We start from the raw sequence: 21,290 nt of genomic DNA on the forward strand, positions 1-21,290 counted from the left end.
TTGTCAATTCAATCTGGCAGGCCATCGCTGACGAAGATCTTACTTGTCTTTCACTTCCTTGAAATCCGCGTCAACGACGTCGTCTTCCTTCGGCTTGGCTTCTGCACCAGCGCCAGCCGCGCCAGCTTCAGCGCCACCGGTTGCAGCTTGCTGCGCCTGCATGTCAGCGTACATCTTCTCGCCGAGCTTTTGCGCCGCAGTGGTCAAGGCTGCTGTCTTGTTGTCGATGGCGGCCTTGTCGCTGCCCTTCAACGCTTCTTCCAGCTCCTTGATCGCAGCTTCGATGCTCTCCTTCTCGCCGGCTTCCAGCTTGTCGCCGTATTCGGCCAGGGATTTCTTGGTCGAATGGACCAGTGCATCACCTTGGTTACGCGCTTCGGCTGCTTCTTTCAGGCGCTTGTCTTCTTCGGCATTCGCCTCGGCGTCGCGCACCATCTTCTGGATCTCTTCTTCCGTCAAGCCGGAGTTGGCCTTGATGGTGATCTTGTTTTCCTTGCCGGTTGCCTTGTCCTTGGCGCCAACGTGCAAGATGCCGTTCGCGTCGATGTCGAAGGTCACTTCGATCTGTGGTGTGCCACGCGATGCCGGCGGGATACCTTCCAGGTTGAATTCGCCCAGGCCCTTGTTGCCGGCAGCCATTTCACGCTCACCTTGGAAAACCTTGATGGTTACTGCCGGCTGGTTGTCGTCGGCAGTCGAGAACACTTGGCTGAACTTGGTCGGAATAGTGGTGTTCTTTTGAATCATCTTGGTCATCACGCCGCCCATGGTTTCGATACCCAGGGACAACGGTGTCACGTCCAGCAGCAGCAAGTCCTTGCGATCGCCCGACAAGACCGAACCCTGGATCGCTGCGCCAACCGCAACGGCTTCATCCGGATTCACGTCCTTGCGTGGATCCTTGCCAAAGAATTCCTTCACTTTTTCCTGCACCTTCGGCATACGAGTCATGCCGCCGACCAGAATGATGTCGTCGATGTCGGAAACCTTGACGCCGGCATCCTTGATTGCGATACGGCAAGGCTCGATGGTCTTGGCTATCAGCTCTTCCACCAGCGATTCCAGCTTGGCGCGGGTCATCTTCAGGTTCAGATGGACAGGAGCGCCGTTCGCCATGGCGATGTACGGCTCGTTGATTTCTGTCTGTTGCGAGGACGACAGTTCGATCTTGGCGCGCTCGGCCGATGCCTTGATGCGTTGCAGAGCAATCGCATCTTTCTTCAGGTCGATGCCGTTGATCTTCTTGAACTCGTCCAGGATGTAATCGATGATGCGTTGGTCGAAGTCTTCGCCGCCGAGGAAAGTGTCGCCGTTGGTGGACAGCACTTCAAATTGCTTTTCGCCATCGACATCGGCGATTTCAATGATGGAAACGTCGAAAGTACCGCCGCCCAGGTCATACACGGCGATCTTGCGATCGCCCTTTTCAGCCTTGTCCAGGCCGAAAGCCAGCGCAGCTGCGGTCGGCTCGTTGATGATGCGCTTGACGTCCAGACCGGCGATACGGCCAGCGTCCTTGGTCGCTTGGCGCTGCGCGTCGTTAAAGTAAGCCGGCACTGTGATCACGGCTTCGGTTACTTCTTCGCCAAGGTAGTCTTCGGCAGTCTTTTTCATCTTGCGCAAAACTTCTGCGGAAATTTGCGGAGGCGCCAGTTTTTGTTCGCGCACGCCAACCCATGCATCGCCGTTGTCGGCTTTGAGGATTTGGTAAGGCATCAGGGCGATGTCTTTTTGCACTTCTTTTTCGTCGAACTTGCGGCCGATCAGACGCTTGGTTGCGTAGAGCGTGTTCTTAGGATTGGTCACCGCCTGGCGCTTGGCAGGTGCGCCGACCAGGATTTCGCCGTCTTCTTGATAAGCGATGATGGATGGCGTAGTACGTGCGCCTTCCGAGTTTTCGATCACTTTTGGCTGACCGTTTTCAATCACTGAAACGCAAGAATTGGTGGTACCCAAGTCAATGCCGATAATTTTACCCATGGTGTATGTCCTTTACTGAATATCTGATGAATGTTTTGATGGTCTGAATATAGGGAGGGAAAGCGCGCTTTCAAGCGCTAAAGCTTCACTCTCGGCGTTTTTTTCTATTTTCCTTGCGCCACAACAACCAGCGCAGGCCGCAGAAGGCGGTCGGCGATGGTGTAGCCCTTTTGCAATACAGTTACCACGGTGTTGGCGTCCTGCTCGGCAGGCACGGTCGAAATTGCCTGGTGCTTCATCGGGTCCAGTTTGTCGCCAACCGCAGGCGAGATTTCCAGCAAACGATTTTTTTCGAAAGCGGACGACAGTTGTTTCAGCGTCATTTCCACGCCTTCCTTGATCGACTCCAGCGAAGGGGTTTCGATTTTCAAGGCCATTTCAAGGTTGTCCTTGACCGGCACCAACGCCTCGGCAAAGCCTTCGATGGCAAATTTATGCGCGCGGGCAATATCTTCCTGGGCCCGGCGGCGGATGTTTTCCGCTTCTGCCTTGGCGCGCAGGAAAGCATCTTGCATTTCCGCGATCTTGGCTTGAGCTTCCGACAGCTGGACTTCCAGCGTCGACTCGGGAATTACCGTTGCATCTTCAGCAACAAGATTCTTTTCAACCTGTGCCTGTTCGTTCTGATTTTCCATGTGTTCCATTCAAAAATCTCCAACAATCAATAACTTATTAACCTATAGCAGTCCAAATGAGGCTATGCCCTTACTTTTTCAAGGGTTAAAAATCTCTTCCGAAGGATAAAAAGCAGCATCCGCATTCAACGCAGGAGCCGGCAACAAATTGAAACAAAATTTACCAGAACTGGTTTGCTGCAACGCCACATGGGAGCTATTCTGAAAGCATGGTAGAAGCAAGAACGGGCTCCAAGAGAGCTTTCTGCCCACTAACAAAAAGGGGAATATCGTGAAACTGTCGTTAATTTCCGCATTTCTGGTGATCTACACTTTGCTTGCAGCTGGCATGATCAGCTATTCGCAATTGATCGCGCTGTACTAGATTTTGCGGTTGCTCCGGACTTGCCGGTGCTTGCAAAATAAGTAATTTTCTGTTTTTTATCCCTGCCCTTGGGCGCCCATTATAGTTGCGCCTAGCGGTAGCGGCGCATTCGTAGCTGAAATTTCTGCAGCAGACAAACCCTCTTACCGGCCCATTTATTGGTTCGCCCCAAGGCTCAGCGCTTGTTTTTTTGATATTTCCTCCTGCTGTTTCAACTCGTTCCGCTCTGCTTCGTCCAGATGCGTCGGCCAGCCGATCAACTGCTCCTCAACTATGGTCGCCATCGCCGAAATCCAACCTGGCGCCTGGTTCAGGCATGCGATGAAGTGAAATTCCTTGCCGCCTGCGTGCAAAAAATCCTGCTTGGCCTCGATAGCGATCTCTTCCAATGTCTCAAGGCAATCGCTGGTAAAGCCCGGACACATGACGTCGACCCGTCCAACGCCCTGTTTCGCCAGCTTTTGCAGCGTCGGCGCGGTATAGGGTTGCAGCCATTCAGCCTTGCCGAAACGCGACTGGAAGGTCAATTCATATTGTTCAGGCCCCAGTCCCAGTTGCTGCGCCAGCAAGCGCGCGGTTTTCTGGCATTCGCAGTGATAGGGATCTCCCAGCAGCAAAGTACGCTTCGGTACGCCATGGAAACTCATGATCAGCTTGTCCGGCGCGCCATGCATCGCCCAATAGGCCAATACCGATTCTTTCAGGGCCTGGATATAGGCTTCGTGATCATGGTAATGCTTGATGAAACGCAGTTCCGGCACATTGCGCACTTGCGCATAGTGAGCAAACACCGCGTCGTAGATCGATGCCGTGGTGGTCGCCGAATATTGGGGATAGGCAGGCAACACCAGGACCCGGTCGCAGCCGTCGGCTTTCAACTGCTCCAGCACTTCGCCTATCGCCGGGTTGCCATAGCGCATGGCGTAAGCCACCTGCACCTGATGCCCGCGCTGCCCCAGGTAGCCACGCAGCAGGGTGGCCTGCTTGCTCGTATGGACCTTCAGCGGCGAGCCGTCATTGGTCCAAATCGAGACGTATTTATGAGCCGATTTGCTCGAACGAAAAGGCAAGATGATGCAATGCAGGATCCACCACCAGATCGCCCGCGGGATTTCCACCACACGCGGATCGGACAGGAATTGCTTCAGATAGCGCCGCACGGCCTTGGTGGTAGGCGCATCCGGCGTACCCAGATTGACCAGCAGCACGGCTGTCTTGCCGGTCTTGCCATGGGCGAATGGTGGTTCTTTCAGAAATGCCATGCGTTGATATCCGGGAAAATAAAGACTGAATTAAAGCGCCAACAACTCGCGCGCATGCTTGCGCGTGGTGGCGGTGATTTCCAGGCCGCCCAGCATGCGGGCGATTTCTTCGATCCGATTCTTGGCATCAAGGCCATCGATCGCCGATACCGTCTTGTTGCCCTGACTTTGCTTGCTCACCTGGAAATGCTGGTTGGCCTGGCTGGCGACCTGCGGCAAGTGGGTGACGCACAGTACCTGGCGATCCTGGCCCAGACGTTTCAACAGGCGTCCCACGACTTCGGCTACCCCGCCGCCGATACCGCTATCGACTTCGTCGAAAATCAGGGTCGGGGTAGCGGTCGAGCTAGAGGTAATCACCGAAATCGCCAGCGCAATACGCGCCAGCTCGCCGCCGGAGGCCACTTTAGCCAATGGCCGCGGCGCCACGCCAGCATGGCCTGCCACTAAAAATTCCACTTGTTCGACGCCGTAGCTGGCCGGCTCGCAGGCATTCAACGCAACCGCAAAACGGCCGCCGCTCATGCTCAGGTCTTGCATGGCGGCGGTCACCGCCGCGCCCAGCGCCTGCGCCGCCTTGGCCCGTGCTTTCGACAGCTTCTGCGCCAGCGCCAGATACGCAGCTTTCAATTTTTCTTCTTGCGCGCGCATGGCGTCGAGGTCGCTGGCATTCGCCAGCTGGCGCAATTGCACCGACAGCGTCTCCAGCTCCTGCGGCAATTCGTCCGGCGCCAGGCGGAACTTGCGCCCGGCCGAATGGATCGCTTCCATCCGGTCTTCCACCTGATGCAGACGCGCCGGATCGAGCTCGACCCGACTCAGGTAATCATTGAGCGCATACACCGCTTCCTGCAACTGGATCCGGGCCGGCTCCAGCGCTTCCAGCACCGGTTTGAGGCTGCTGTCGACATCTACCAGCTTGCCGATTTTCTGGTTCAGCGCCGATAGCTGCGACAACATCGGCGGCGTATCGTTTGCATCGTTTTCGGAAATCACATTGAGCGCTTCCTGCGCGCCCTCGATCAGGCTGGCGGCATGCGACAAGCGGCTATGTTCGTTGGTAATTTCATCCCACTCTCCCGGCTTGACCGCCAGCTTTTCGAGCTCACCGACCTGCCATTCCAGCCGCTCGCGTTCCAGCAAGACATTCTTGGCATTGGTTTCAAACTCTTCGCGCTGACGCGCCAGCGAACGCCAGCTTTTGAAGGCGGCGGCCAGCGCCAGCAAGTCATCCGACAAGCCGGCTTGTCCGTCCAGCAAGAGCCGTTGCGCGTCGTTCTTCAGCAAGGACTGATGGGCGTGCTGGCCGTGGATGTCGACCAGCATTTCTCCCAGCTCACGCAGTTGCCCGGCAGTCGCCGCCACGCCGTTGATGAAGGCTTTTGAACGACCGGCATTGTCGATCACGCGCCGCATCAGAATCACACCGTCTTCGCTTGCGAATTCATTGCGCTCCAGCCAGCCTACCGCATCCGTATCGGCGCCGTCGGCCATGACGAATTCGGCGGTCACATCAGCCTTGGCCGCGCCTTCGCGCACCACGCTGGCGTCGCCACGACCTCCCAGCGCCAGCGCCAGTGCATCGATCAGGATCGATTTGCCGGCGCCGGTTTCGCCGGTGAATACGGTAAAGCCAGCGGCGAACTCAAGCTCGATGGCATCGACAATGACAAAATCGCGAATGGAAAGTGTGCGCAGCATGGAAGTCTGGGAATGGCTCAAAAATGGATGTCGAATAGTGCGGACCAGCCACCGGCAACGGTGGCCAAGTCGCAAGGAAAATACAGCAACAGCTTACATGACCAGTATCTTACTTCAGCTGCCCGTCGCGTGAGGGATACTCGTTCCAGTGCAGTTTTTGCCGCAAGGTATCGTAATAGCTCCAGCCGGCCGGATGCAGAAAGGTGATGGTGTGCTCGGAACGCCGGATCAGGATGCGGTCGCCGTGCTGCAGGCTGGCCAGCGTCTGCATGTCGAAATTGACGCTGAGGTCACGGCCATTGACGATCTCGATCACGATTTCACTGCTGTCCGGAATCACGATCGGCCGGTTCGACAGCGCATGCGGCGCAATCGGCACCAGCACCATGCCGCCCAGCGAGGGATGTAGCAAAGGCCCGCCTGCCGACAAGGCATAGGCGGTGGAACCGGTCGGCGTCGCCACGATCAGGCCGTCGGAACGCTGGTTATACATGAAACGGCCGTCGACCTCGACCATCAGCTCGGCCATGCCGGAGCCGGCGCCGCGCGCCACCACCACGTCATTAAACGCCAGCGCACTGAAAATTTCCTGGCCGTCGCGTACAACCGAACCTTGCAACAAGCTGCGCCGCTCCGAATCGACCTTCCCGTCCAGCATCTCACCCAGCACCGGTAACATGCGTTCCAGCGAAATATCGGTAATAAATCCCAACCGGCCCTGATTGATACCGATCAAAGGCACGTCATACGGCGCCAGCTGGCGTGCGATGCCCAGCATGGTTCCGTCGCCGCCGACGATAATTGCGGCGTCAGCCTGGCGACCAATCTGCTCAGGCGTCATCGCAGCGATCGGCAACGCGACATTCTGTGCGGTCTCCGTTTCCAGCACCACGTGATGGCCCCGGCCCTGCAGGAAATCGGCGATTTCCGTCAACGACTCAGAAATGCCGGCGGCAAAGTATTTGCCGACGATCGCAATGGTTTTCGGCATAGATTCCGGCAAGTTCGCTGGCGAACCCGCTTGAGAAGGTGAGGATGGTATTTTTTTAGGCCACATGCCGGCGATTAGACCATAATTTAGGCTTGCAATGAAGGATACGCCCAAGGCACTGATGAATAATTCAACACTCCTACCCAGCTCACCGCCAGTCAAGCACGCAGCCATCAAAGCGGTTCTGTTCGATCTCGACGATACGCTGTGGCCAATTGTGCCGGTGATCGCACGCGCCGAACAAGTGCTGTTTGAATGGCTGCAAGCCAACGCCAGTGCGGTCAGCCGCCAATTTACGATTGACAGCTTGCGCCAGCAGCGGCTGGAACTGGTCGCCACCAATCCGGTTTTCAAGTTCGACCTCTGGAAGCTACGCCACGCTGCACTGACCGAGGCGCTCAATCAGGTTGGCGAAGATCCGGCCAAGGCGGATGCGGCAATGGCGGTCTTTTCCGAGGCACGCCATGCCGTGACGCCGTTCAATGACGTCCGACCGGCATTGACCAGCTTGCAACAGCGGCTACCGCTGGGAACGGTATCGAACGGCTTTGCCGATCTTGGCAAAATTGGCCTGGCCAGCCATTTCCAGGCCTCGATCGCCGCCCATAGTTTCGGCAGCGCCAAGCCCGATCCGGCGATTTTTCACGCGGCCTGCGCCGCTCTCAATGTGGCGCCGCAAGAAACCTTGTATGTCGGCGACGATCCCTTGCTGGATGTGGTCGGCGCCCAGCAGGCCGGCTTGCAGGCGGTCTGGATCAATCGTTTTGAGCGCACGCTGCCGGCCGGGATCCAGCCGCAAGCCAGCTGCACCAGCTTGCATGAGCTGGAAACGTGGTTGGACGGCTATCGGACTTAGGTTGAGCGGCTGCAAGAACAAACTGCAGTTCGCTGAAAAAACAGTGTATAAGTGCGTCATAAGCCTCTGCCAAGTCAGCATAGCGTTTTGCACTTGGCGTGGCGCTCGCTAAAATAGACCTATATGCAACTAGATAATCGCGCTCAAACCCTGCTCAAAGCCCTGGTCGAACGGTATATTGCCGACGGCCAGCCGGTCGGCTCGCGGGCCTTGTCAAAAATCTCCGGGCTGGAACTGTCGCCGGCGACGATCCGCAACATCATGGCGGACCTGGAAGAAATGGGTTTTGTCGCCAGTCCCCATACCTCCGCCGGCCGGGTGCCGACGCCACGCGGCTACCGCATGTTTGTCGATACCCTGCTGACGGTCGAACCGATCGACGAAAGCGCACTGGAATCGAAAATGCAGACGCGCCTGCAACCCAACTCGCAACAAAAAATCATTACTAATGCGGCGCAAGTGTTGTCATCTTTATCGCACTTCGCAGGCGTGGTGCTGAGTCCGCGGCGCGAATCGATCTTCCAGCAGATCGAATTCCTGCGACTATCTGAAAAACGTATCCTGCTGGTGATCGTCAGCCCCAACGGCGATGTCCAGAACCGGCTGCTGCTGACGGATGTCGATTACAGCCCGGCCAAGCTGGTGCAGGCCGCCAACTACATCAACCAGCACTATGGCGGCCTCAGTCTTGACGATGTCCGCCTGCGCTTGCAGGGTGAACTGCGCAAGCTGCGCGACGACATGACCTGGCTGATGCAAGCCGCGGTAGAGGCCGGCAGCGACGCCATGAACGACAATAGCGACGAAGTAGTGATTTCGGGCGAACGCAATCTGCTCAGCGTGACCGACCTGTCATCCAACATGGATTCCTTGCGCAAGCTGTTCGACATGTTTGAACAAAAAACCGGCCTGATGCAATTGCTGGATATTTCCGGCAAGGCGACCGGCGTGCAGATTTTCATTGGCGGCGAATCGCAACTGGTGCCGATGGACGAAATGAGCGTGGTGACCGCGCCGTATGAAGTCAACGGCAAGATCGTCGGCACGCTGGGCGTGATCGGACCGACGCGCATGGCCTATGAGCGGGTGATTCCAATTGTGAATATCACCGCAAAATTACTGTCGAATGCGCTCAGCCAAAGCTGATCACAAGACCTAAGAGGCTGTTGCAAATACAGATGGCTAGGCGCACCGACGAAGACAGTACGAGCAGTACGGCCAGGAGGGTGTAGCATGGGTTTCAGACGACAATGTCGTCTGCCTGCGGAACTACCCGGGCTTGCAAGCCCGGGCGCGCCCTGCAAGGGCAACAACGCCAGGTGTGTTTGCAACAGCCTCTAAGAAAATTTTCTCGACATGCATCAGGACGAAGGATTGATCGAATATATCCGCGAACTGCTCGCGCCGCTCGGCGCGGTAAGCGTGCGCAAGATGTTCGGCGGCCATGGCATCTATTACGATGGTTTGATGATCTGCATCGTTATTGATGGCGGCCTTTTTCTCAAGACCGACGAAGAAACCCGGCCTGGATTCAAGGCCGCCGGCTGCGCGCCGTTCATTTACGAAAGTAAAGGGAAACGTGTCGAGATGAGTTACTGGTCCGCGCCCGAAGACGCGATGGACTCGCCTGCCGCGATGACGCCTTGGGCCCGGCTTGCTTATGCTGCCGCGGTACGCAAGGCCAATGCAAAACCCGTGCGCAAACCGCGAAAAAGCTGAAAAAGCTGAAAAAGCTGAAAAAGCTGGCAAATCAGGCTGTCAGCCTTGGCAGTCAAGCCTTCTTCTTGCGGCAATCCCGGCAATGGCCGTACAGCGCCAAGGCGTGATCTGCGATTTCGAAACCATGTTCCTTGGCGACGATCTTCTGGCGCTTTTCGATTTCTTCGTCGTAAAACTCTTCAACCAGACCGCAATCCAGGCAGACCAGATGGTCGTGATGCGAGCCTTCGTTGAGCTCAAAGACGGCTTTGCCAGTTTCAAAGTGATTGCGTTGCAACAGGCCCGCTTGCTCAAATTGCGTCAGCACGCGGTATACAGTTGCCAGACCGACATCAAGATTCTCACTGAGCAAGATCTTATAGACGTCTTCGGCGCTTAGATGACGCACCTCGCTATTCTGGAAGATTTCCAGGATTTTAAGGCGTGGCAATGTGGCTTTAAGGCCGCTGGCTTTTAGTTCGGATGGATTGTTCGGCATGTTTTGGTCACAAATGGATGATCTGCTTTATCATATAGCGTTTTAGCACAGTTGCTCAATCAATTGAGATCCTTATGCGAATGTTGCTCTCCCCTGTCCGTACCTCCGCTTTGACCGCTGCAGTTGTCATCATGACCGCCTTGGCCGGCTGCGCCTCAAAAAATCCATTGCTCGACAATTCCGCGGCAGCGACGCCTGCTGCCGGCAGCAACGCCACGGCCAACGCTGATACCAGCGGGGTTCAAACCATCAAGCATCGCCGTTTCCTGGGTATTTTTTCTCCATATCGCATCGATATACAACAGGGAAATTTTGTCTCCAAGGAAATGTTGGCGCAAGTTAAAGAAGGCATGACCCGCGAACAAGTACGCTTTGCGCTTGGCACGCCGCTCATCACCGATCTGTTCCATGAAGACCGCTGGGATTATGTGTTCCGCCTGCAAAAGGGCAACGGCGAAGTCACCACCAGCCGGGTCAGCGCATTTTTCAACGGAAATCTGCTAGCGCGCATCGATGGCGGCAACCTACCTACCGAAAACGACTATCTGGACCAGATTTCCGGCGGCGCTGCGGAAGCCAAAAAGAGCGTCAAGAATGTCGAAATTGCACCAACGGTGCCTAGCGCGCCTGCGCCTGCCAAAAACTAACGACAACTATTGGGATGAGAGCCGGTTGAATGCCGTGTTGCGGCATTCCGCTCTCCCCCGCAATTTGATGAAGATCCCTTCTTGAGATCGCCGAATTAAAAATGACTAAGATGAAAATAGCCGTTGCAGGCGCCTCGGGACGCATGGGCCGCATGCTGGTCGAAGCAATTCAAAACGCCGATGACGCCGTACTTGCCGGCGCGCTGGGCGTGCCGGATGCGCCGGAACTGGGCAGCGATGCCGCCGCCTTCCTGGGCAAGGCCGCCAATGTCCTGATTGAAGCCGATCTGGCCAAGGGCCTGGCGCAGGCGGATTACCTGATTGATTTCACGCGCCCTGAAGGTACGCTGAAGCATTTGGAATACTGCGCCGCCCACGGCATCAAAATGATTATCGGCACCACCGGTTTCGACGAAGCCGGAAAAGCAGCGATTGCTGAAGCGGCAAAAAAGACCGCCATCGTCTTCGCCCCCAATATGAGCGTCGGCGTCAATGTCACCATGAAGCTGCTGGAACTGGCTGCCAAAAGCTTTTCCCACGGTTACGACATCGAAATCATCGAAGCGCATCATCGGCACAAGGTCGACGCACCGTCCGGCACTGCGCTGAAAATGGGCGAAGTCATTGCTGAAGCGCAGGGGCGCAAGCTGGAAGATGTCGCCGTCTATGCCCGCGAAGGCATCACCGGCGAACGCGATCCGTCATCGATCGGCTTTGCCGCGATTCGCGGCGGTGACATCGTCGGCGACCATACGGTGCTGTTTGCCGGCATCGGCGAACGCATCGAGATCACCCACAAGTCGTCCAGCCGCGTCACCTATGTGCATGGCAGTCTGCGCGCCGCCCGCTTCCTGAACGACAAGAGCACAGGCCTGTATGACATGCAAGATGTGTTGGGCTTGCGCTGATTTGTAATAATAGTGTTGTGACGCCGCATGCCGACGTCACCTCGATTTAACTTCTCGGATCGACGCCATGGATCAATCTCTCGGACTAGCTCGCTACTGGGCCCAAACTGACGCCATCTCCCATTCGGTGGCCTATGTACTGGTGTTGATGTCGATCGTCAGCTGGTTTTATATCCTGTCAAAAACCTGGAGTTCATGGCGCATCCGCAGAAGCGCCGCAGCGCTGGATGATTTCTGGCAGGCGCCGACGCTGGAAGTGGCGATTGCCGGCATCAAGCCTTTCGATTCCGAAAACGTTTATTCGCCCCTGGCCATCCAGTCAGCCGACGCGGCATCAATCAAGCCGCCTGCGCCTGGTACGCCGGCTGCTTCACTAAATGCTGCGTCCGATCCGGGCGAACTGATCACCCGCACCTTGCGCCGTGAAATCAATCGTGTCTCCTCGCGCCTGGAAAGCGGCCTGACCTTGCTCGCGTCAGTAGGTTCGACCGCGCCTTTCGTCGGCCTGTTCGGTACGGTCTGGGGTATTTATCATGCGCTGGAGGCGGTTTCCTCCAGCGGCACTATCCAGATCGACAAAGTGGCAGGCCCGGTGGGTGAAGCGTTGATCATGACCGCACTCGGGCTGGTAGTAGCGATTCCTTCCGTGTTGGCGTATAACGCCTTTACCCGCGTCAATCGGATTACACTGGCGGAACTCGATGCGTTTGCGCATGACCTGCACGCTTATCTGACGACTGGTAGCCGGGTCGGCAAGTAACGGATTGTATCGATAACGTTCCGGAATACACATTCACTGATCAGAGAGCAAACCATGGCTTTTGGCGGCTTCAACGACAATCAGAACCAGGCCCCGATGGCGGATATCAATATCACGCCGATGGTCGACGTCATGCTGGTGTTGCTGGTTATTTTCATCATCACAGCGCCATTGTTCACCCACGCCATCAAGGTCGACCTGCCCAGCGCACAATCGGCGCCGGCACCGGAAAAACCGGAGACCATCTCGCTCTCTATCGACCGTAGCGGCAAGATGTTCTGGAATAACGACCCAGTGGCGGAAAACGAACTGGCAGACCATATCATCGCCGCTGCGCAGCGCCAGCCGCAGCCTGAACTGCAATTGCGCGCAGATAAAGATACCCGCTACGAAATTCTGGCGCAGGTGATGGCGCTGGCGCAAAATAACGGCCTGGCGAAGATCGGCTTTGTAACCGTGCCGGCAAAAACCGACGCTGCCAAGTAACCTCCCTCCTTCTTTTCTATACTGACATGGCCACCTGGCCATGTCGGTTTCTCCTTCAGTATTTGACTTTGTCCCGCATACGCTGCCTACGGCAGACTGCCCGGCATTCTGACATGTCGCTCCGACATCATTAATTCCCCCAAGAAATCTAATAATTTTCATCGGATAGCGCCAACTATCGTTTTTGCATGTAACATTCTATTTTGATTTGTATCGTAATATATCAACTAAGCACAATAATAAATGATGGCAATAAATAATTTCAATTTGGCAATTATTGTTGCGCGACCTAGCACCCCTTTCGATCGTCCAAACGTATGACACTGTCTTCTTACAATCACCTGCTCGAGTCGGTGCTCAATGGGCATCCGGGATTCATCAGCCTGCCATTTCTGCTGGCGCTGGCGATCGCCGAATGGGGTGTGTACCTGGTGCCGACCAGCCTGTTGGCCTTATGGATCAGCGGCAGCAGGGCGACCCGGATTATTTCTCTGAAAGCAGTTGTGACCATGGCTGCGACAGTATTGGCCAGCAAAATCGTGCCGCTGCTGTGGGCCGCCATACTACAGACAGTGGAAGATGGCTATCTTCCACCACCCCAAAATGAACATTACTTGTCGCCAAGCGTCACAATTGCCATCATCCTGGCCACCGGCCTGACCTTATGGACAGCACGCGCCATCAAGATCAAATGGGTTGGTATATTGCTGGTCGGGCTATCGCTTGCTGTCAGCTGGGCCAAAATCTTTCTCGGCATGCACTATCCGCTGGATATCTTCGGCGCCGGCTTGGTCTCGCTGGCAATCATGCTGGCCATGAACTCCAGATACGGCAAGACAGTCAGCCACGGCGCAGTCCGTTTCCTCAACGGCCGCCTGCAAAACCTGGCTTTGCTGTCGGAGGTGTCGCATCTGTTCAAAGGGCAACCGGCTAACCGCAGACAAAGCATTACTTTGTATACTTGCCTGCGTCACTCGCCGCGCGGCATGTCGTACTTCGCCAAGCAGTTGAAACTCAGCGTCCGTACGCTGGTTCACTACCAACAGACCCAGCGCTGGCTGGCGTACTGGAACGCGACCCCGATGCACGCCAAACTCGCGCAAGCCACGCCGCGACTCTTGCAAAAAATCTATCGTCCCTACCAGTCGTTGCGCCTGCGCAGCCAGGACCGGATGAACCTGCTGGTCAGCCACTACGACTTTATTTTCCGTCAAGGCCTTGACACCCTCATCCTGCGGGCGGCGCAATCCGCGCAGGTATTGGGGAGCTTCAACGGCAAATCCGGGGCAGTCTACGAAATCCGGCTGTCCGCGATCGCCACCCTGGACCGGGAAGGTGAATTGGCGCTGGATCTGTACAGCGACCAGCAGCGCCTGTTCTCGATTGCCTTCACGTTTAATGGCAGCGAACCGAATCCCGGCATCGGCATCGGTTGCCTGCAAGGGCCGCGCGGCAGCGACGCCCAGGAACGTGTGCGCCACGCCACGCGCGACATGTTCGGCATGCGGCCGAAGGGCCTGATGGTGCGTCTGGTCAGGGAAATCGGCCGAGCCTACGGTTGCAAGGAACTGGTTTTGGTGGGAAATCAAAATCGCGTGCTGTTCCATCAAATACGTACAGGCAAGGTTCTTGCCGATTATGATGATTTTTGGCAAGAAATTGGCGCGACCCGCCGCCCGGACGGCGAATACCAACTCTCCTGCGGCGACATTCCTGTTCCCGACCTGCTGGCGATCCCGTCCAGCAAGCGCTCGGAAGCCCGCAAGCGGATTGAACTGACCGAGCGCGCCGTACAGGCTGCATTGCACGGCTTTTCCGGCAGATTCAAGCAAGTCTGAAGCGTCCTCGGCAGGCTCCGGCTTTACCGCCTGACGTCAGCCATCGCGTGACTCCACGCGTCCTATACGCTAAAGCGGCATCCGAACCAGTATAATCATCGGTTCGGAGTCAAAGGCGCCGTGTTTCACACATGATGAAACGCAGCGCCGACCCAGCAAGTTCCCATTCCGATTCGCATCAAGAACAATCAAGATCGCCTCGCTGCTCCCGGCCGCCGTATGCATTTCCGCCGACAGCATGGTGCTTGTGCTGTTTGCGGTGCGCGCGGAATAACATTCACCTTTTTAGCTTCATTCCGTCATGCAAGAAAAATATAGCTCAACCGACGTCGAAAAATCCGCACAAGACTATTGGCAATCCATAGACGCCTACAAGGCCGTCGAACACGCCAAGGACAAGAACGGCCAGGATAAAAAGAAGTTCTACGCCTGCTCAATGCTGCCCTACCCTTCGGGCAAGCTGCACATGGGCCATGTGCGCAACTACACCATCAATGACGTGATGTACCGCTATCTGCGCATGAACGGCTATAACGTTCTGATGCCAATGGGCTGGGATGCGTTCGGCATGCCGGCGGAAAATGCCGCGATGGCGAACGGGGTGCCGCCGGCGCAGTGGACATACGCCAATATCGCCCACATGAAAAAGCAATTGCAGGCGATGGGCCTGGCGATCGACTGGTCACGCGAAATGACAGCCTGCACGCCAGAGTATTACAAGTGGAACCAGTGGATGTTCCTGAAAATGCTGGAGCAAGGCATCATCTACAAGAAGACCGGCACCGTGAACTGGGATCCGATCGACCAGACCGTGCTGGCCAACGAGCAAGTCGTTGACGGCCGCGGCTGGCGCTCGGGCGCGTTGATCGAAAAACGTGAAATCCCGATGTACTACGCCAAGATCACCGACTACGCAGAAGAATTGCTGGAGCACGTCGAGACGAAATTGCCGGGCTGGCCGGAACGTGTGCGCCTGATGCAAGCCAACTGGATCGGCAAGTCGACCGGCGTCAGATTCGCCTTCCCGCACAAGATCGAGGAAGACGGCAAGCTGATCCAGGATGGCAAGCTGTGGGTATTCACCACCCGTGCCGACACCATCAAAGGCGTCACTTTCTGCGCCGTGGCGCCGGAACATGCGCTGGCGACTTTCGCCGCCAAGACCAATCCTGAACTGGCTGAGTTCATCGCCGAATGCAAGAAAGGCAGCGTCATCGAAGCCGACATGGCGACGATGGAAAAGAAAGGCATGCCGACCGGCTTGTACGTGTCGCATCCGCTGACCGGCCAGCAAATTGAGGTATGGGTCGGCAACTACGTCTTGATCACCTACGGCGACGGCGCCGTGATGGGCGTGCCGGCGCACGATGAGCGCGATTTTGCGTTCGCGCAGAAATACGTGTTGCCGATTCGTCCGGTGATCGCTGTGGCGGGCAAGACCTACTCCGAGGAAAGCTGGCACGAATGGTATGGCGACAAGGAAAACGGCGTCTGCGTCGACTCCGGCAAGTATGACGGCCTCAACTATCAACAAGCTGTAGATGCAGTTGCCGCCGACCTGGCTGCGCACGGCCTGGGTGAAAAGAAAATCACCTACCGCCTGCGCGACTGGGGTATTTCCCGTCAGCGCTACTGGGGTACGCCGATCCCGATCATCCATTGCAGCGATTGCGGCGACGTGCCGGTACCGGAAAAAGACTTGCCTGTGATCTTGCCGGAAGACTGCGTACCGGACGGCAGCGGCAATCCGCTCAACAAGCACGAGAAATTCCTGCACGTCGACTGCCCGAAATGCGGCAAGCCGGCGCGCCGTGAAACCGACACCATGGACACTTTCGTCGATTCGTCCTGGTATTACATGCGCTATTGCTCGCCAAAGAGCAACGACGCCATGGTCGATTCGCGCAACGATTACTGGATGCCGATGGACCAGTACATCGGCGGCATCGAGCACGCGGTGCTGCATTTGCTGTATGCGCGCTTCTGGACCAAGGTCATGCGCGACTTCGGCCTGATCAAGTTCGACGAACCATTCACCAACTTGCTGACGCAAGGCATGGTGCTCAACGAAACCTATTTCCGGGAAGATGCCAGCGGCAAGAAGACTTGGCACAATCCGGAAGATGTCGACCTGACATTCGACGACAAGGGCCGGCCGTTGTCAGCCACCCTGAAATCGGATGGCGCACCGGTGGAAATCGGTGGCACTGAAAAGATGTCGAAGTCGAAAAACAATGGCATCGATCCGCAAGCACAGATCGACCAGTATGGCGCCGACACCGCGCGCCTGTTCACCATGTTTGCTTCGCCGCCGGAGCAAACCCTGGAATGGTCAGGCACTGGCGTCGAAGGCGCGAACCGCTTCCTGCGTCGGGTCTGGGCCTTCAGCTATGCGCGTGCAGAGGGCATCGTCCCAGGCGCAGCGCTTGATTTTTCCGGCCTGAACGATGCGCAAAAAACCTTGCGCCGCGAAGTCCACAAGATTCTTCAGCAAGCCGACCATGACTTGAAGCGCATCCAGTACAACACCGTAGTGTCGGCCTGCATGAAAATGCTCAATACGCTGGAAGCGGCAAAGCTCGACCAGTCGCCGGCCAGCAACGCCGTCCTGACTGAAGGCTTGTCGATTTTCCTGCGCGTACTGAATCCGGTTGCGCCGCACATCACCCATACCCTGTGGCAGGAACTCGGCTTTGCCGCAGTGCATGGCGATCTGCTCGACGCCAGCTGGCCGGAGGTCGACGCCAAGGCGCTGGAGCAGAGCGAGATCGAAATGATGATCCAGGTGAACGGCAAGCTGCGCGGCAGCATCACCGTCGCCAAGGATGCCGACAAAACCAGCATCGAAGCTGCGGCTCTGGCCAATGAGAATGTGCAGAAATATCTCGAAGGCGCACCCAAGAAAATCATCGTGGTGCCTGGAAAGCTGGTCAATATTGTCGCTTAGGCGATTGCAGGTCTTGCGGCCGGATCTTCGGGTCCGGCCCCGAATCTTGAAACAAGGAATACCCGAATGTTGAATAGTGTGCCTCTCAAAATGCCTGTCAATTCCCGCAACTGGCTGCGTTGGCCTGTGATGTTGGCCATGAGCGCGCTGCTGTGCGCCTGCGGCTTTCATCTGCGCGGCTCGGCCAATTTGCCATTCAAGTCGATCTACATGACTTTTGCCCCTACCTCGCCACTGGGCATCGAACTGAAGCGCAATATCGTCGCCAGCGGCAACACCGCAGTGCTGCCGAAAGAAGATGGCGCGGAAGCCACCCTGCAAGTGCTGAGCGAGACGCGCGAAAAGGTCATCCTGACGCTCAACAGCTCAGGCCGTCCAAGCGAGTACATGTTGTACTACCGCCTGACTTTCCGCGTGATCGACGCGCAAAAGAAGGAATTGCTGGCGCCGACGCTTATCACGCTGAAACGCGATATCAGCTATAACTCGTCGCAAGAATTGTCCAAGGATGCGGAGGAAGTATTGCTGTATCGCGACATGCAGTCCGACATGGTGCAACAGATCCTGCGTCGCTTGACCGCAATCAAGACCGCTCAGCCAACGCAACCGGCTCAGCAGTTGGAACCCGCCGTGCCGGCTTCGGACCAGGTTACTGCTCCAATTGCCGTCCCAGCTAAATAAACAGGTAAAAGGTAAGTCAATGCAATTGCGGTTTGACGCACTCGACGGCCACTTGGGGAAGACCCTGGCTCCCTTGTATGTGATCACCAGCGACGAGCATCTGCTGGCGCTGGAGGCATCCGACAAGATCCGGAAAAGTGCGCGCAGCAACGGTTGTACCGAGCGCGATGTGCTGGTGGTCGACCGCAGTTTCAAGTGGGGGGAGTTGCTGGCTGCCAACCAGTCGCAATCCTTGTTCGGCGATAAAAAACTGATCGAATTACGGATCCCGGGCGGCAAACCGGGCAAGGATGGCGGTCAGGCCTTGCAAAACTATACCGCCACGCTGAACCCGGATAACGTCACGATTATCAGTTTGCCCAAGCTGGACTGGGCGACGCAGAAGGCGGCCTGGGTCGCCAGCTTGCAACAGACTGCCGTATATATTGATATTCCGCTGGTGGAACGGGCGCAGTTGCCAAACTGGATCGGCGTCCGCCTGGCAGCACAGCAGCAAAGTGCAGACCGGCAGTCGCTGGATTTCATCGCTGACCGGGTCGAAGGCAACCTGCTGGCGGCACATCAGGAAATCCAGAAACTGGCGTTGCTGCATCCCCCCGGAAAACTGAGTTTCGAGCAGTGCCACGATGCGGTCCTCAACGTCGCGCGCTATGATGTATTCAAGCTCAATGAGGCCATGCTGGTGGGCGATACCGCGCGTCTGGTGCGCATGATGGACGGTTTGAAAGGCGAAGGCGAAGCCCTGCCGCTGGTACTGTGGGCGGTTTCCGAAGAAATTCGCACCTTGCTGAAATTAAAATCGGCCGCCGCCCAGGGACGCCCTGTTCCCGCATTGCTAAAGGAATACCGTATCTGGGGGCCGCGAGAACGATTGATGGAGCCGGCGCTGCGGCGTTTGAGCCTGGCGACGCTGGAAGCGGCGTTGAAAGACGCGGCGCAGGTCGACAAGATGGTCAAGGGCTTGCGCGCCAAAGCCTTCGCTGGCGACCCTTGGGATGCGTTGCTGCAACTGGCTTTGAGAGTTGCCCAAAACAGCTGAACCAGATGTGTGAAGTGTGAATTGCAAAGAAACCAACAGGACTTACGCAAAATCATCCTGGCAAGACGCATCGACGAAGACAGTACGAATGTACGGCTAGGAGATGCAACGCGGTCAGAGTGGTTTTGCGTAAGTCCTGACCAAAAAACATCCGCATAGACAAGAGCATATGAGCATCCAATCAAGCATCCAGCAGTACATGACCGAAGTCGGACAGCGTGCCCGCGGCGCATCGCGCGCCATGGCCCGTGCCGACACTGCTGTCAAAAACCGCGCGCTGACCTTGATCGCCGCCGCCATCCGGCGCGACGCCGATTTGTTGCGCGCAGCCAATCAAGCTGATCTGGCTGCCGCACGTGCCAATGGCCTGGCGCCGGCCATGCTGGACCGCCTGACGTTGTCGGACCAGGCGATCGCCACCATGATCGCGGGACTTGAACAGATTGTTTCTCTGCCCGACCCTATCGGCGAAATCTCGAATATGAAATACCGGCCGACCGGCATCCAGGTCGGCCAGATGCGAGTCCCCCTGGGCGTCATCGGTATCATCTACGAAGCACGTCCGAACGTCACGGTAGACGCTGCGGGTCTCTGCATCAAAAGCGGCAACGCCACGATTTTGCGCGGCGGCTCGGAAGCACATCATTGCAATCAGGCGCTGGCCAAACTGGTGCAGGAAGGCCTGGCCGGCGCCGGTTTACCGCAAGATGCAGTGCAAGTAGTCGACACCACCGACCGCGCCGCCGTCGGCGCCCTGATCACCATGCCGCAATATGTCGACGTCATCGTACCGCGCGGCGGCAAAGGCCTGATCGCACGTCTGATCGAAGAAGCCACTGTGCCGATGATCAAGCACCTGGACGGCATCTGCCACGTCTACATCGACGACCAGGCGGATCTGGAAAAAGCGGTCAAGATTGCCTTCAACGCCAAATGCCATCGCTACGGCACTTGCAACACCATGGAAACCTTGCTGGTAGCGCGCGCCATCGCTCCACAAGTGCTGCCGCAACTGGCCGAATTGTATCAGGGCAAGCAAGTCGAACTGCGCGCCGACGCTGAGGCGCAGGCCATCCTGCAAGGCTACCCGCACCTTAGCGCGGCCACTGACGAAGACTGGCGCACCGAATATCTGGCGGCGATCCTGGCGATCAAGATCGTCGCCGACGTCGATGAGGCGATGGCGCATATCAATACTTACTCATCGCAGCACACCGACAGCATCGTCACCGAAAACCATTCACGCGCAATGCGTTTCTTGCGCGAAGTCGATTCCGCATCGGTGATGATCAATGCCTCAACCCGCTTTGCCGATGGCTTCGAATTTGGCCTCGGCGCTGAAATCGGCATTTCCAACGACAAGCTGCATGCGCGCGGACCGGTCGGACTGGACGGTCTGACATCGCTCAAATATGTCGTGTTTGGACACGGAGAAGTACGCGAGTAACTTTTACACATGTCCACGAAAAACAGGAAAGGCATGAAATAGGAGCAAGGATTTTCGTGCCTTTCCTGTTTTTCGTGGATAGTATTGATCATCAACGCTAACAAGGAAATTCGCCCATGCTCTGGATAAAATCGTTGCACATCGTCTTCATCGCTTCCTGGTTTGCCGGCCTGTTCTACCTACCGCGTATCCTGGTCAACCTGGCGCAGGAAACCAACCCGGCCGCCACGCAACGACTACTGTTGATGGCGCGCAAGCTGTATCGCTTTACGACGATGTTGGCGCTGCCGGCGATTTTATTCGGTGCCTGGATGTGGCTAGGCTACGGTATCGGCAAAGTCGGCCCTGGCAATGGCTGGATGCATGCCAAGCTGTTTTTGGTGGTGCTGGTAATCGGCTACCACCATGCATGCGGCAGCCTGCTGAAGAAATTCGAAAAGGGTGTCAATACCCGCAGCCATACCTGGTTTCGCTATTTCAATGAAATCCCGGTGATCCTGCTGCTGGCCATTGTGATCCTGGTCGTTGTCAAACCGTTCTAACCTTACACA

At 56.7% G+C, this 21,290-nt stretch carries 19 protein-coding genes; 13 read left to right on the forward strand and 6 right to left on the reverse strand.

Features of this window, described 5'->3' with window-relative positions:
- Positions 1-39: 39 nt before the first annotated feature.
- The 5 genes from dnaK to LT85_RS21770 form a co-directional block, all read right to left on the reverse strand.
- On the reverse strand, positions 40-1,980 hold the full coding sequence (gene dnaK, locus LT85_RS21750; RefSeq protein WP_038493125.1) for a molecular chaperone DnaK: 1,941 nt from the start codon (positions 1,978-1,980) through the stop codon (positions 40-42).
- Positions 1,981-2,084: 104 nt separating this feature from the next.
- Complete coding sequence (gene grpE, locus LT85_RS21755) at positions 2,085-2,624, reverse strand: nucleotide exchange factor GrpE (RefSeq protein ID WP_038493127.1); 540 nt, start codon at positions 2,622-2,624, stop codon at positions 2,085-2,087.
- Between the two features lie 510 nt (positions 2,625-3,134).
- Positions 3,135-4,241: a ferrochelatase gene (gene hemH, locus LT85_RS21760; RefSeq protein ID WP_038493129.1), complete on the reverse strand. Its 1,107-nt coding sequence runs from the start codon at positions 4,239-4,241 to the stop codon at positions 3,135-3,137.
- A gap of 30 nt (positions 4,242-4,271) precedes the next feature.
- Complete coding sequence (recN, locus tag LT85_RS21765; RefSeq protein WP_038493131.1) at positions 4,272-5,942, reverse strand: DNA repair protein RecN; 1,671 nt, start codon at positions 5,940-5,942, stop codon at positions 4,272-4,274.
- Between the two features lie 109 nt (positions 5,943-6,051).
- Positions 6,052-6,999 (reverse strand): NAD kinase, encoded by a 948-nt coding sequence (locus LT85_RS21770; protein ID WP_038493133.1) that lies wholly within the window; start codon positions 6,997-6,999, stop codon positions 6,052-6,054.
- Positions 7,000-7,054: 55 nt separating this feature from the next.
- Between LT85_RS21770 and LT85_RS21775 the strand changes: the two genes are divergently transcribed.
- From LT85_RS21775 to LT85_RS21785, 3 genes are all read left to right on the forward strand, one after another.
- Complete coding sequence (locus LT85_RS21775) at positions 7,055-7,789, forward strand: HAD family hydrolase (RefSeq protein WP_038497154.1); 735 nt, start codon at positions 7,055-7,057, stop codon at positions 7,787-7,789.
- Positions 7,790-7,912: 123 nt separating this feature from the next.
- Entirely contained in the window at positions 7,913-8,935 is a 1,023-nt protein-coding gene (hrcA, locus tag LT85_RS21780) for a heat-inducible transcriptional repressor HrcA (protein WP_038493134.1), read from the forward strand.
- A 210-nt stretch (positions 8,936-9,145) separates the two neighbouring features.
- Complete coding sequence (locus LT85_RS21785; protein WP_038493136.1) at positions 9,146-9,508, forward strand: TfoX/Sxy family protein; 363 nt, start codon at positions 9,146-9,148, stop codon at positions 9,506-9,508.
- Positions 9,509-9,560: 52 nt separating this feature from the next.
- On the opposite strand, the gene fur is transcribed toward LT85_RS21785, so the two are convergent.
- The gene (fur, locus tag LT85_RS21790; RefSeq protein ID WP_038493139.1) at positions 9,561-9,986 is read right to left on the reverse strand and encodes a ferric iron uptake transcriptional regulator; all 426 of its coding nucleotides are present in this window, start codon (positions 9,984-9,986) and stop codon (positions 9,561-9,563) included.
- A 74-nt stretch (positions 9,987-10,060) separates the two neighbouring features.
- Here fur and LT85_RS21795 point away from each other — a divergent pair, with 74 nt between their 5' ends.
- The 10 genes from LT85_RS21795 to LT85_RS21840 all read left to right on the forward strand — a co-directional run bounded on the left by LT85_RS21795 (position 10,061) and on the right by LT85_RS21840 (position 21,281).
- Complete coding sequence (locus tag LT85_RS21795; RefSeq protein WP_038493141.1) at positions 10,061-10,633, forward strand: outer membrane protein assembly factor BamE; 573 nt, start codon at positions 10,061-10,063, stop codon at positions 10,631-10,633.
- 101 nt (positions 10,634-10,734) lie between these two features.
- Positions 10,735-11,541, forward strand: coding sequence for a 4-hydroxy-tetrahydrodipicolinate reductase (dapB, locus tag LT85_RS21800; protein WP_038493143.1), 807 nt, complete (start codon positions 10,735-10,737; stop codon positions 11,539-11,541).
- A gap of 67 nt (positions 11,542-11,608) precedes the next feature.
- On the forward strand, positions 11,609-12,301 hold the full coding sequence (locus LT85_RS21805) for a MotA/TolQ/ExbB proton channel family protein (protein WP_038493145.1): 693 nt from the start codon (positions 11,609-11,611) through the stop codon (positions 12,299-12,301).
- 54 nt (positions 12,302-12,355) lie between these two features.
- Positions 12,356-12,787: an ExbD/TolR family protein gene (locus tag LT85_RS21810; protein WP_038493147.1), complete on the forward strand. Its 432-nt coding sequence runs from the start codon at positions 12,356-12,358 to the stop codon at positions 12,785-12,787.
- A 317-nt stretch (positions 12,788-13,104) separates the two neighbouring features.
- On the forward strand, positions 13,105-14,625 hold the full coding sequence (locus LT85_RS25680; protein WP_052135391.1) for a DUF535 family protein: 1,521 nt from the start codon (positions 13,105-13,107) through the stop codon (positions 14,623-14,625).
- Positions 14,626-14,926: 301 nt separating this feature from the next.
- Complete coding sequence (leuS, locus tag LT85_RS21820; protein WP_038493150.1) at positions 14,927-17,572, forward strand: leucine--tRNA ligase; 2,646 nt, start codon at positions 14,927-14,929, stop codon at positions 17,570-17,572.
- Positions 17,573-17,638: 66 nt separating this feature from the next.
- Positions 17,639-18,253 carry an LPS-assembly lipoprotein LptE gene (gene lptE / locus LT85_RS21825; protein ID WP_038493152.1) on the forward strand — a complete coding sequence of 205 codons (615 nt, stop codon included), beginning with the start codon at positions 17,639-17,641 and terminating at the stop codon, positions 18,251-18,253.
- A gap of 19 nt (positions 18,254-18,272) precedes the next feature.
- The gene (holA, locus tag LT85_RS21830) at positions 18,273-19,292 is read left to right on the forward strand and encodes a DNA polymerase III subunit delta (protein WP_038493154.1); all 1,020 of its coding nucleotides are present in this window, start codon (positions 18,273-18,275) and stop codon (positions 19,290-19,292) included.
- A gap of 169 nt (positions 19,293-19,461) precedes the next feature.
- Complete coding sequence (locus tag LT85_RS21835) at positions 19,462-20,739, forward strand: glutamate-5-semialdehyde dehydrogenase (protein ID WP_038493156.1); 1,278 nt, start codon at positions 19,462-19,464, stop codon at positions 20,737-20,739.
- A gap of 116 nt (positions 20,740-20,855) precedes the next feature.
- Positions 20,856-21,281, forward strand: a complete 426-nt coding sequence (locus LT85_RS21840) for a CopD family protein (protein WP_038493159.1) — start codon at positions 20,856-20,858, stop codon at positions 21,279-21,281.
- Positions 21,282-21,290: the final 9 nt, after the last annotated feature.

Source organism: Collimonas arenae (assembly GCF_000786695.1).
Lineage (GTDB): Bacteria > Pseudomonadota > Gammaproteobacteria > Burkholderiales > Burkholderiaceae_D > Collimonas > Collimonas arenae_A.